Here is a 12100-nt window from a genome sequence, read left to right as displayed (position 1 = left end):
TGATCGCCGGGCGGCAAGAATGCCTCGTATGCCTCGCCCTTCCGGCGCTGGCTGCGGGGCATTGTCATTTCTGGGGTTGTGTTTGAAACGGCGTATCGAGATCGGCATCCTCTATTCCCGCTCGGGGAGCTACCAGCTCATCTCCGATGCGTGCCGCATGGGCGCGATGCGCGCGGTCGCCGACGTCAACGCCGACCGCCAGCATGGCATCGAGCTGGTGCCGGTCGAGCGCGATCCGCAAAGCAATGCGGATCGCTACGCGACGCTTTGCGAGGATATTTTCAGGACCAGCAGCGCGCGCCATGTGGTCGGCTGCGTCACCTCCTGGAGCCGCAAGGAGACGATCCCGGTTTTGGAGAAGGCGGGCGGCATGCTCTGGTACGCCTGCCCCTATGAGGGCTTCGAGGCCAACGAGCACGTCGTCTACATGCACGCTTGCCCCAACCAGCATCTGGTGCCGCTGATGGCCCATGTCGTGCCGCGCTTCGGCGCCAACGGCTTCCTGCTCGGCTCGAACTACATCTGGGGCTGGGAGATGAACCGCGTCGCCCGCGACCTGATCGCCGATGCGGGCGGCAAGGTTCTGGGCGAACGCTATCTGCGCATTGGCGAGACCGACGTGTCGCGTCTGATCGCGGAAATCCGGGCCACCCGGCCGAACTTCATCCTCAACAATCTGATCGGCACCTCGTCCTACGCCTTCCTGGCGGCCTATCGCGATTTGGGCGACGAAGATGCGGCCTTCAGCCCCGAATCCTGCCCCGTCATCTCCTGCAACCTCACCGAGGGTGAACTGCCGGCGATCGGCGAATCCGGCAAGGGGCATTTGTCGGTCGGGCCGTATTTCGCGTCGCGCCCGGCCGCCTTCGCCTCGTCCTTCGAGGCCGCCGCCTATGCGTCGGTGCAAGTTATGGCCGACGTGCTCTCCAGCGATCCAGACGCCGGTCCGGCGGAATTCTCCAAAGCCTTCGCCGAACGGCGCTTCTCCACCCGGCTCGGGCCGATCGCCATCGACGCCCACTCCCAGCACGCGACGTTGCCGGTGATCATCGGGCGCATCGCGGACGGCTACTTCGAGGTCGTCAGCCGTGAGGACGAGGTCGCGCCGGATCCCTATCTGTCGCGCTACGACCCCGCAAAAACATTCGGCCGGCCGCGCCTGAGGGTGGTGTCGTGACCAGGACGCCGCGCATCCCCAATCTCGGTGGCGCCAGGGCCTTCATCCTGCATCGCCCGCATCCGACGGTGCAGGCGATCACCAGGCAATTGTCGGCCATCGGCCTGATCACGCTGGACTGCTGGCCGGAACTGCCGCCCGAGGCGCTGGCCGCCGATTTCGTCTTCTTCGACGCCGATCTCGGCTTTGACGAGCAATTCCCGTGGAAGCCGGGCGAAGCGCCGATGCCGCTGGTGGCGCTGATCGGCTCCGAGGCGCCGGGCCGCATCGAATGGGCACTGTCGCACAAGGCCGATGCCCAGCTGCTGAAGCCGGTCGGCACTGCCGGCGTCTACAGCGCGCTGCTGATTGCGCGGCAGAGCTTCGAGGCGCGAAAACACTTGGCCAGCGAGATCGCCTCGCTTCGCCAGCGCGTCGCCGAGCGCCAGACCATCGTGCGCGCGGTGACCGCACTCTCGAAGGGCACTGACGACGGCCGCGCCTATGCGCAGCTGCGCTCGCTGGCGATGAGCTGGCAGATCAGCGTCGAGGATGCCGCGCGCCGGATCGTGGCCATGACGGAAGAAGAAGGCGGCGATGACCAGTCCCATCGCGCCTGATCTCACCGCGCCAGGGCGCATGCCGGTCAAGCCGCGCGCCGGCGTCTGGCGCCGGCTGGTCAAGCGCCGTCTGGCGCTGCTCGGGCTGGTGATCGTCGCCATTGTCGTTGCCGGCGCCGTGCTGGCGCCCTGGCTGACCGGCTATGATCCCAACGAGCAGATGTTCGACGGCCTGACCATCGAGGGCTCGCCCTTGCCGCCGGATGCAAAATTTTGGCTGGGCACCGACCTGCTCGGCCGCGATCTGTTGACCCGTATCCTCTATGGCGCCCGCACCTCGCTGATCATCGGCATCGTCGCCAATGGCGTGGCGCTTTTGATCGGCACGCTGGTCGGCGTTGTTGCCGGCTATTTTCGCGGCTGGGTCGGCAGCGCGCTGATGCGCTTCACCGACCTGATGATGGCGTTTCCCGCATTGCTGCTCGCCATTTGCCTGGCGGCGGTGTTCGAGCCCAGCCTGTGGATCGTCGCCATGGTCATCGCGCTGGTCAACTGGGTGCAGACCGCGCGCGTCATCTACACCGAGACCTCATCGCTCGCCGAACGCGAGTTCATCGATGCCGAACGCACCATCGGCGCCAGCGCACCGCGCATCCTGTTTCGCCACATCTTGCCGCATCTGCTGCCGACCATCATCGTCTGGGGCACGCTCGGCATCTCGACTACGGTGCTGTTGGAGGCGACGCTCTCCTTCCTCGGCATCGGCGTGCAGCCGCCGACGGCGTCGTGGGGCAACATCATCTTCGAGAACCAGACCTATTTCCAGGCCGCACCCTGGCTGGTGTTCTTCCCCGGTGCGGCGATCCTGGCGCTGGCGCTGGCCTTCAACCTGATCGGCGACGCGCTGCGCGACATCCTCGATCCGACGCAAAGGGGCCGGGCATGATCGCCTATCTCGGCCGCCGCCTCATCCAGTCGCTGCTCATCCTGCTCGGCGTCTCGCTGATCACCTTCGCGCTGCTCTATCTCCTGCCGGCCGACCCGGTGCGCCAGATCGCCGGCCGCAGCGCGACGCCGCAGACGGTCGAGAACATCCGCCAGCAGCTCGGCCTCGACCAGCCCTTCGTCATCCAGTACTGGCGCTATCTGGTGAAGCTCATCAGCGGCGATCTCGGCCGCTCCTACATCCAGCGCTCCGAGGTTACCGAGCTGATCGTCTCGCGGCTGCCCGCCAGCTTGCTGCTGATGGTCGGCGCCATCCTGTGCGAGCTGTTGCTCGGCCTGAGCATGGGCCTGATCGCCGCCGTCAAGCGCGGTACCGCCACCGACCAGACGCTGATGGTCGCCTCCTTCGTCGGCGTCTCGGCGCCGCAATTCGTCGTCGGCCTGCTGCTGCTCTACGTCTTTGCCGTGCGGCTCAGCTGGTTTCCGATCGGCGGCTACGGCACCTGGCGTCATCTCGTGCTGCCGTCGCTGACCATGGGCATCCTCGGCGCCGGCTGGTACGCGCGCATGATGCGCTCGTCGATGATCGATGTGCTGCGCCAGGATTACGTGCGCACTGCCCGTGCCAAGGGTCTGGCGCGGCGCGCCATCATCTTTCGCCACGCGCTGCCCAACGCCATCCTGCCGGTCATCGCCATGATCGGCATCGACATCGGCATCTTCATGGGCGGCATCGTCGTCGTCGAAAGCGTGTTCGGCTGGCCCGGCATCGGCCAGCTCGCCTGGCAGGCCATCCAGCGCGTCGACATCCCGATCATCATGGGCGTCACGCTGGTGTCGGCCTTCGCCATCGTGCTGGGCAATCTGCTTGCCGACATCATCGCGCCCTTCATCGACCCCCGCATCAAGCTCAGATGAAATCAGGACATGACTGAAAACAAACAGAGAAAGGGAACATAAAAATGAAAAAGTTTCTCGCATCCACGGTAGCGGCATCGGCGCTGGCGCTGATGCTCGGCATGACAAGCGTTCGCGCCGAGGACGCCGTCGATCCGAACGCCAAGCAGGGCGGCGCCATCACCATCACCTACAAGGACGACGTCGCCACGCTCGATCCGGCGATCGGCTATGACTGGCAGAACTGGTCGATGATCAAGAGCCTGTTCGACGGTCTGATGGACTATGAGCCGGGCACCACCAACCTGAAGCCCGACCTTGCCGAAAGCTACGAGATCGCGCCCGACGGCAAGACCTTCACCTTCAAGCTCCGCCATGGCGTGAAATTCCACAATGGCCGCGAGATGACCGCCGACGACGTGAAATATTCTCTCGACCGCGTCACCAACCCGAAGACCCAGAGCCCCGGCGCCGGCTTCTTCGGCTCGATCAAGGGCTATGACGATGTCGCCGCCGGCAAGGCGGAAAGCCTCTCCGGCGTCACCGTCGTCGATCCCTACACCGTCAAGTTCGAGCTGACCCGCCCCGACGCCACCTTCCTGCATGTCATGGCCATCAACTTCTCGCATGTCGTGCCGAAGGAAGAGGTCGAGAAATACGGCGCCGATTTCGGCAAGCATCCGGTCGGCACCGGCGCCTTCAAGCTCGCCGAGTGGACACTCGGCCAGCGCATTGTCTTCGAGCGCAACCCGGACTACTGGCACAAGGGCCTGCCGCATCTGGACAAGATCACCTTCGAGATCGGCCAGGAGCCGATCGTGGCGCTGCTGCGCCTGCAGAAGGGCGAGATCGACGTGCCCGGCGACGGCATTCCGCCGGCAAAATTCCAGGAGGTGATGGCCGATCCCGAGCAGAAGGCGCGCGTCGTCGAAGGCGGCCAGCTGCACACCGGCTACGTCACCATGAACACCACCATGGCGCCGTTCGACAATGTGAAGGTGCGCCAGGCGGTCAACATGGCGATCAACAAGGCGCGCGTCATCCAGATCATCAACGGCCGCGCCGTGCCGGCCAACCAGCCGCTGCCGCCGTCGATGCCGGGCTATGACAAGGAATACAAGGGCTATCCCTATGACGTCGCCAAGGCCAAGGCGCTGCTCGCCGAGGCCGGTCATCCCGACGGTTTCGACACGCAATTGTTTGCCATGAACACCGATCCCAACCCGCGCATCGCCCAGGCGATCCAGCAGGACCTGGCGGCCATCGGCATCAAGGCCAGCATCCAGTCGCTCGCCCAGGCCAATGTGATTGCCGCCGGCGGTGACAAGGCCGGCGCGCCGATGATCTGGTCCGGCGGCATGGCCTGGATCGCGGACTTCCCTGATCCGTCGAACTTCTACGGCCCGATCCTCGGCTGCGCCGGTGCGGTTCCGGGCGGCTGGAACTGGTCGTGGTATTGCAACAAGGATCTCGACGCCAAGGCGGCCGAGGCCGACTCGGTGGTCGATCCAGCCAAGGCCGGCGAGCGCGACAAGATGTGGAGCGCCATCTACGACAAGGTGATGGAAGACGCGCCCTGGGCGCCGGTCTTCAACGAGCAGCGCTTCACCATGAAATCGGCGCGCATGGGCGGCGCCGACAACCTCTATGTCGACCCGGTCCATATTCCGATCAACTACGACAATGTGTACGTAAAAGATGTGCAATAACTGCGACTACACCATCCACGGGCGCCATCATCATTTCGGCTGGGACAATTCGTTTGCCCCGGTCGAGCGGGTGGCGCCCGGCTCGACCATCGAGTTCCAGTGCCTCGATGCCGGCGGCGGTCAGCTTCAGGCCGACAGCACGGTCGCCGACATCGCCAAGCTCGACTTCGGCCAGATCAACCCGGTGACCGGGCCGATCTTCGTCGAGGGTGCCGAGCCGGGCGACGCGCTGAAGGTGACGATCGAGATGTTCAAACCGTCCGGCTTCGGCTGGACGGCCAACATTCCCGGTTTCGGCCTGCTCGCCGATGATTTCAAGGAGCCGGCGCTGAACATCTGGAAATACGACGCCGCCTCGCTCGAGCCGGCGCTGTTCGGCAGACACGCCCGCGTACCGCTGAAACCCTTTGCCGGCACCATAGGCAACGCGCCGGCCGAAAAGGGCCACCACTCTGTGGTGCCGCCAAGGCGCGTCGGCGGCAATCTCGACATCCGCGATCTCGCCGCCGGCACCACGCTCTATCTGCCGGTGGAAGTGGCGGGCGCGCTATTTTCGGTCGGCGACACCCATGCCGCGCAAGGTGACGGCGAGGTCTGCGGCACGGCGATCGAAAGCCCGATGGATGTCGTGCTCAAGCTCGACCTGGTCAAGGACGCCAGGCTGAAGACGCCGCGCTTCACCACCTCCGGTCCGGTGACACGCCATCTCGACGCCAAGGGCTACGAGGTGACGACCGGCATCGGCCCGGACCTGATGACCGGCGCCAAAGAGGCGGTCGCCCAGATGGTCGACCTGCTCGCCGGCCGTTACAGAATAGACCCCGTCGAGGCCTATATGCTGGCCTCGGTGTGCGGCGATCTCCGCATCAGTGAGATCGTCGACATGCCGAACTGGGTGGTGTCGTTCTACTTCCCGCGCTGCGTGTTTGAATGAGAGGTAGGCGCCAAGGCACCCCCCTCTGCCCTGCCGGGCATCTCCCCCGCAAGGGGGGAGATCGGATGTCACGACGGGCTTCGCCACTTTTCAACGGTGAGAAATGGACGCTGCGGCAAAACCGCCAATCTCCCCCCTTGCGGGGGAGATGTCCGGCAGGACAGAGGGGGGTGTGCCGGAGTAAATCCCTCTCCGGGTCACACGCGCAATGACCCCTGCCAGCAAATCCATCCTAGACATCGCCAACCTCTCCGTCAGCGTGCGCGGCGAGGACGGCGAGCGCGAGGTCGTCTCCAACCTGTCGCTGGCGCTTTCGCGCGGCGAGACGCTGTGCATTGCCGGCGAGTCCGGCTCCGGCAAATCGATGACGGCGTTGGCGATCATGCAGCTTCTGCCGCAACCTGCGGCCCGTATTTCGGCCGGCACGATCCGCCTTGGTGAGACCGAACTCACAGCGCTCGACGAGCGCCAAATGCGGCGCATTCGCGGCGACCGCATCGCCATGATCTTCCAGGAGCCGATGACCTCGCTCAACCCGGTGCTGTCGATCGGCCGGCAACTGACCGAATCCATCGAGGCGCATACCAGCCTGTCGCAAGCGCAGGCCCGTCAGCGCGCCATCGAAGCGTTGAAGGCGGTGCGCATTTCGGAAGCTGAAAGCCGGCTAATGCAGTTTCCGCACGAGCTGTCCGGCGGCATGCGCCAGCGGGTGATGATCGCAATGGCCCTGGCGCTCGAGCCCGACGTGCTGATCGCCGACGAGCCGACGACGGCGCTCGACGTCACCGTGCAAGGCGAGGTGCTGGAGCTGCTGCGCGACCTGCAGCGCCAGCATGGCACCAGCGTCATCCTGATCACCCACGACATGGGCGTCGTCGCCGAAATGGCCGACCGCGTCATCATCATGCGGCATGGCCGCATGGTCGAAGAGGGAAAGACAGCGGACATCTTCGCCCGGCCGCAAGCCGATTACACGCGCGAGCTGCTTGCCGCGGTGCCGCGTATCGGCAGCGGCGTCGGCCGCCAGAAATCCAGGGATGTCGAGACGGCAACGACGCCGGCCAATGTCGCCGAGGTCAAGGACCTGCATGTCCGCTTCGACCTGCATGGCGGTTTCTTCGGCCGGGTCAATCGTCGCGTCCACGCCGTCGAGGGTGTCAGTTTTTCGATCGCGCCCAACGAGACGCTGGCGCTGGTCGGCGAGTCCGGCTGCGGCAAGTCGACCACTGCCAAGGCGCTGGCCGGACTGGTGCCCTACAGCGGCGACATCGTCATTGGCGGGCGCAACCTGTCCGGCCTTGGCCGCGACGAGCGCAAGGCGGTGCGCCGCGACGTGCAAATGATCTTCCAAGACCCCTTCGCCTCGCTCGACCCACGCATGCGCGTCGGTGATCTCGTCGCCGAGCCGCTCGTCATCCACGGCATCGCCTCGAAGGAAGAGCGCAGCGAGCGTGTGGCCGCACTGTTCGAGCGGGTCGGCCTATCGGCCGACCAGATGGAGCTTTACCCGCATGAATTCTCCGGCGGCCAGCGCCAGCGCGTCTGCATCGCGCGCGCGCTGGCCTTGCGGCCAAAACTGATCATCGCCGATGAAAGTGTGTCGGCGCTCGATGTCTCGGTGCAGGCGCGCGTGCTTGACCTGCTGAAGGAATTGCAGCGCGAATTCGGCGTCGCCTATCTCTTCATCTCGCACGACATGGCGGTGGTCGAGAATATTTCCGACCGAGTCGCCGTCATGTATCTCGGCCAGATCGTCGAGATGGGCACCCGCGACCAGGTCTTTTCCAACCCGCGCCATCCCTACACCAGACGGCTGATCGAAGCCGTGCCGGTGCCCGATCCGGGCAAGCGAAGAAGCCGCTTCGCCCGCCTCGACCAGGAGATCCCAAGCGCCACCCGCAGGATCGGCGAGGCGCCGCTGAAACTGGCGCTGAGGGATGTCGGCAACGGCCATCTCGTCGCCGCCGGCAACTGACTGAGACACGTCCCGCCGGACTGATCAGCTCCAGATCGATCGGACGCGGTTGATCGGCCCGCGCAAGCGAGCCCTCGTCCGGCACCGTCGCCTTCGAGGGAACCGAGGTGTTTTCGCTAAAAGACCGGTCGCGGCGGCAGGCCATTCGCCGGCAGATCCAGATGATCTTCCAGGATCCCTATTCCTCGCTCAATCCGCGCATGCGCGTCGATGCGATCGTCGCCGAACCGATCCAGCACCATCGGCTGGCTTCCGGCGGGCAAGAGACAGCGGCGATCTTCTGGAGCTTGTCGGCCTCGGCAAGGCCGCCGGCTGATGCCGTGGCTTTGAGCGGGGGCGCCGGCGAAGAGGGCGAGGCTCTGCAACCATGCGCAATGGCGGGCGACCGGGTGGCTGTTGCGTATCGAGGTCGGATCTTTGAGACATTCCGCGGCGAACGCTTTGCGTGAAGGAGACGCCAGGCACCCCATGGCTCCTGGCATAAGTCAGGCTGCCATTCGTCTCAATATCCCTGTCGACTGACATGGAGGATCACGTCAAAAGGCAGATCATGGCGCCGTGGCTCCATGGACAACCCTTGCCCTCGCATCCTAGAAGGCGGCTGCGGGCACGCACCACATGAGTCGGACGCGGGCGGCGGTTTCATTCCAAAGGGAAGAGCATGCGCATTCGGTCGATGATGATAGGGGCAGCCGCCCTGGTGGCGGTTGGGACGTTCGCAGTGTACGCGCAGGCCGAAGGGTTCGAAAACATCGTGCTGTCCGCAAGCAAGGACGCGAAAGAGACTCAGGCGACATTTGCGCCGGATACGGCCAACATCTTCCTCTCCGCCGATCTGACCGACGCGGTGGCCTCGGGATCGAAGCTCACCGTGAGCTGGATTTCGGTGGATTCGGGCGGTGTCGCGCCGGCGAACTACAAAATCGACGAGGTCAGCTTCGAAATCGGCATGATCGACAACCATGTCGACTCCTCGGTGAGCAAGCCGGATGCCGGCTGGCCGGTCGGCACCTATCAGGTGCAGATCGCCGTTGACGGCACGGTGAAGGAAGCGGTCGACTTTTCCGTGAAGTGACCGGGGCGCGTCAGGTGGCCCCCTGCTCCACGAGTAGGGCGTCGCAGCCCGTCATCGACTGTGGCGCGAGAAGAACGTCGCGCCCTCATACCACGGCTCTGATTGCGCCTGAGCCCCTTCACCCATAACACCCGCGCTCCACAGCCAACCGCCGCACTAGCGCCAGCACGGCGTCGATGGTGGGCGTCGGCTTGTCCGTTAGCCGGCCAAGTTCCTGCACCGCGCTCACCAGCGCGTCGATCTCCATCGGCCGGCCGCGCTCGAGGTCCTGCAGCATCGAGGTCTTGTGTTCGCCGACATCGCCGGCGCCCTTGATGCGCCGGTCGACCGCTATGGGAAAACGCACGCCGAGGCTTTCGCCGATCGCCTGCGCCTCCAGCATCATGGTGCGGGCCAGCGTGCGGGTGCCCTCGTCGGCAACGATTCCCGCCAGAGTGCTGCCGGTCAGCGCCGAGATCGGGTTGAAGGAGAGATTGCCCCACAGCTTCACCCAGATCTCGCTGCGGATGTCGTCGCGCACCGGCACCTGCAGGCCGGCCTTGACCATTTCCTCGGCCAGAAGCGTCACCCGTTCGCTGCGCTCGCCGGAGGGTTCGCCGAGCGAGAAACGCTTGCCCTCGACATGGCGGATGAGGCCTGGCGCATCGACTTCGACGGCGGGATAGACGACCGAGCCGATGACGCGCTGCGGCCCGATCCGCTGCCAGATGGCGCCACCGGGATCGACCGCGCTCAGCCTGGTGCCTTCGAGCGGCCCGCCGACGCCGTGGAAATACCACCACGGCACGCCGTTCTGCATGGTGACGACTGATGTGTGGTCCCCGAGCAGCGGCGCGACCTGGTCGAGGGCGGATGTGAGGGAATGGGCCTTCAGCGCCAGCACAACATAATCCTGGGCGCCAAGCGCCTCGGCCTTGGCCGCGGCCCTGACGGGGACCGACATTTCCTGGCCATCCTCGATCAGGCGCAGGCCATTTGCCTTGATCGCGTCCAGATGCGCGCCGCGCGCGACGATCGAAAGATCGGTCCGCCCAGTGATCGCCAGCTTGGCAGCGAGATAGCCGCCGATCGCGCCGGCGCCGAAGATGGTGATCTTCATCGTCAAAGTCCGAGTTTGGCGGCAAGGCCGATGCGTTGCAATTTGCCGGTCGCGCCCTTGGGGATCTCGTCCAGGATCAGGATCTTGCGCGGCACCTTGAAGTCGGCAAGCCGCGTCGCGGCATAGAGGCGGATGTCGCCCTCAGTGGCGCTGATGCCTTCGCGCAGCACCACTGCCGCCGCCACCTCCTCGCCAAGCTTGTCATGCGGCATGGCAAAGGTGACGACCTGCGCCACCGCCGGATGATCCATCAGCACGTCGTCGACCTCGAGCGGCGAGATCTTTTCGCCGCCGCGGTTGATGATCTCCTTGAGCCGCCCGGTGACCCTGAGATAGCCGTCCTCGTCCAGCACGCCCTGATCGCCGGTGTGGAACCAGCCATGCGCGAAAGCCGTCGCGTTGGCATCCGGGTTCTTTTCGTAGCCCACCGTGACGTTGGGCCCGCGAATGACGATCTCGCCGGTCTCGCCGGCTGTCAGCAGCCGCCCGTCAGGCGCCATGACAGCGACCTCCGGTCCGGCGGAGGCACCGACGCTGCCCGGCTTGCGCAGGCCCGGCGGCAGCCGGTTCGACGCCATCTGGTGCGCGGCCTCGGTCATCCCGTAGGATTCGATCACCGGGCAGCCGAAGGTCGCCTCCAGTTCGGCCATCACCTGCGCCGGCAGCGACGCCGAGGACGAGCGGATGAAGCGCAGGCGCGCTGCCGCCAGCGTCTCGGTGTTGCGCGCGGCCCTGGGCAGGATCGCCTGATGCATGGTCGGCACCGCCGTGTACCAGCTTGGTTGCGCCTCGCTCAGCCACTGGAAGAAGCGCAGCGCGTTGAAGCCGGGCGTACAGTAGATGCTGCCGCCTGATGCCAGCGAGGAGAGCACGGCCGCGATCAGGCCGTGAATGTGGAACAGCGGCATGATGTTGAGGCAGCGGTCATCGGCCGTCAGGCCAAGCGTCGCGCCGATATGGGCTGATGAGGCCGCGATGTTGGCATGGCTGAGCGGCACCAGTTTTGGCCGCGATGTCGTGCCCGAAGTGTGCAGCAACAGCGCGATGTCGCTGTCCTGCGCTATATCAGGCGCTGCCGGCGGTCCGATCGCCGCGCCCTCGATCGTGAAGCTGCCGGCCGGTGTGTCCGGCTGCACGACAAGCCGCAGCACGCCGATGCCGAGGCGTTCGGCCACCGTCACCGCTGGTCCGGTCTCGCCCTCCGCGACAAGGATCGCCTTGGCGCCGATGTCGGTCAGGTAGAAGTCGAGTTCGTCGGCCCGGTAGGCGGGATTGAGCGGCGCCGTCGAGGCGGCGGCCGCTACCGCGACGAAGGCGGTGGCCATCTCGGGCCCGTTCGGCAGCACGATCGCCACCCTGTCGCCCCGGCCGATGCCGCGCGCATGCAGCTGTTTTGCCGTGTCGGCAATCAGGCCGCGCAATCCGCCATGGGTGAGTGTCGCCCTGTCGGGCGCCGAAATCGCCGGAGCGTTTTCGGCGCCGGCGGCGAGACGGCGGGAGAGGTCTGCGTGGGTTTCAGTTTGGGTCATGATCACCGGCTATGTTTCAAGTGCAGAAGTCCTGCATGCGATTTCGGCCCCAAGGTAATCGCTTCGGACCAATTGTCGACCTTGGCGCTGCCCCTCATCCGCCTGCCGGCACCTTCTCCCCGTATAGTGACGGGGAGAAGGGAGAGCCGCACCCTCGGGGCATTTCTTGCAACGCTGGCGATTGGCGAAACCATCGATGAAAGCGTCTTTCTCCCCGTCAC

Annotated in this window: 11 protein-coding genes; 9 read left to right on the top strand and 2 right to left on the bottom strand. The window is 65.5% G+C overall.

Annotated elements, in window-relative coordinates; genetic code table 11:
* The first annotated feature begins 82 nt into the window (after positions 1 to 82).
* The 9 genes from FCU66_RS39345 to FCU66_RS39305 all read left to right on the top strand — a co-directional run bounded on the left by FCU66_RS39345 (position 83) and on the right by FCU66_RS39305 (position 9251).
* Positions 83 to 1177, top strand: coding sequence for a transporter substrate-binding protein (locus FCU66_RS39345; RefSeq protein WP_136619514.1), 1095 nt, complete (start codon positions 83 to 85; stop codon positions 1175 to 1177).
* Entirely contained in the window at positions 1174 to 1776 is a 603-nt protein-coding gene (locus tag FCU66_RS39340) for an ANTAR domain-containing response regulator (RefSeq protein ID WP_136619513.1), read from the top strand. The genes FCU66_RS39345 and FCU66_RS39340 overlap by 4 nt, the downstream gene beginning before the upstream one ends.
* Before the next feature lie 19 nt (positions 1777 to 1795).
* The gene (locus FCU66_RS39335) at positions 1796 to 2662 is read left to right on the top strand and encodes an ABC transporter permease (protein WP_206077152.1); all 867 of its coding nucleotides are present in this window, start codon (positions 1796 to 1798) and stop codon (positions 2660 to 2662) included.
* On the top strand, positions 2659 to 3579 hold the full coding sequence (locus tag FCU66_RS39330; protein ID WP_136619511.1) for an ABC transporter permease: 921 nt from the start codon (positions 2659 to 2661) through the stop codon (positions 3577 to 3579). Before FCU66_RS39335 ends, FCU66_RS39330 begins: the two co-directional genes overlap by 4 nt.
* A gap of 44 nt (positions 3580 to 3623) precedes the next feature.
* Positions 3624 to 5267, top strand: a complete 1644-nt coding sequence (locus FCU66_RS39325; protein ID WP_136619510.1) for an ABC transporter substrate-binding protein — start codon at positions 3624 to 3626, stop codon at positions 5265 to 5267.
* Complete coding sequence (locus FCU66_RS39320; RefSeq protein ID WP_136619509.1) at positions 5257 to 6201, top strand: acetamidase/formamidase family protein; 945 nt, start codon at positions 5257 to 5259, stop codon at positions 6199 to 6201. The genes FCU66_RS39325 and FCU66_RS39320 overlap by 11 nt, the downstream gene beginning before the upstream one ends.
* Before the next feature lie 208 nt (positions 6202 to 6409).
* The gene (locus FCU66_RS39315) at positions 6410 to 8176 is read left to right on the top strand and encodes an ABC transporter ATP-binding protein (protein WP_136619508.1); all 1767 of its coding nucleotides are present in this window, start codon (positions 6410 to 6412) and stop codon (positions 8174 to 8176) included.
* A 107-nt stretch (positions 8177 to 8283) separates the two neighbouring features.
* Positions 8284 to 8625, top strand: a complete 342-nt coding sequence (locus FCU66_RS42615) for a hypothetical protein (protein WP_181956594.1) — start codon at positions 8284 to 8286, stop codon at positions 8623 to 8625.
* A gap of 212 nt (positions 8626 to 8837) precedes the next feature.
* The gene (locus FCU66_RS39305; protein ID WP_168991972.1) at positions 8838 to 9251 is read left to right on the top strand and encodes a hypothetical protein; all 414 of its coding nucleotides are present in this window, start codon (positions 8838 to 8840) and stop codon (positions 9249 to 9251) included.
* Between the two features lie 118 nt (positions 9252 to 9369).
* Here the strand turns inward: FCU66_RS39305 and FCU66_RS39300 are convergent, their stop codons facing one another.
* Together FCU66_RS39300 and FCU66_RS39295 are read right to left on the bottom strand one after the other, a co-directional pair.
* Positions 9370 to 10350 (bottom strand): 2-dehydropantoate 2-reductase, encoded by a 981-nt coding sequence (locus FCU66_RS39300; protein ID WP_136619507.1) that lies wholly within the window; start codon positions 10348 to 10350, stop codon positions 9370 to 9372.
* A gap of 2 nt (positions 10351 to 10352) precedes the next feature.
* On the bottom strand, positions 10353 to 11879 hold the full coding sequence (locus FCU66_RS39295) for an acyl--CoA ligase (RefSeq protein WP_136619506.1): 1527 nt from the start codon (positions 11877 to 11879) through the stop codon (positions 10353 to 10355).
* Between the last annotated feature and the right edge of the window lie 221 nt (positions 11880 to 12100).

It is taken from the genome of Mesorhizobium norvegicum (assembly GCF_004919685.1).
GTDB lineage: Bacteria > Pseudomonadota > Alphaproteobacteria > Rhizobiales > Rhizobiaceae > Mesorhizobium > Mesorhizobium norvegicum.
This window is presented reverse-complemented; position numbering and strand designations above follow the sequence as displayed.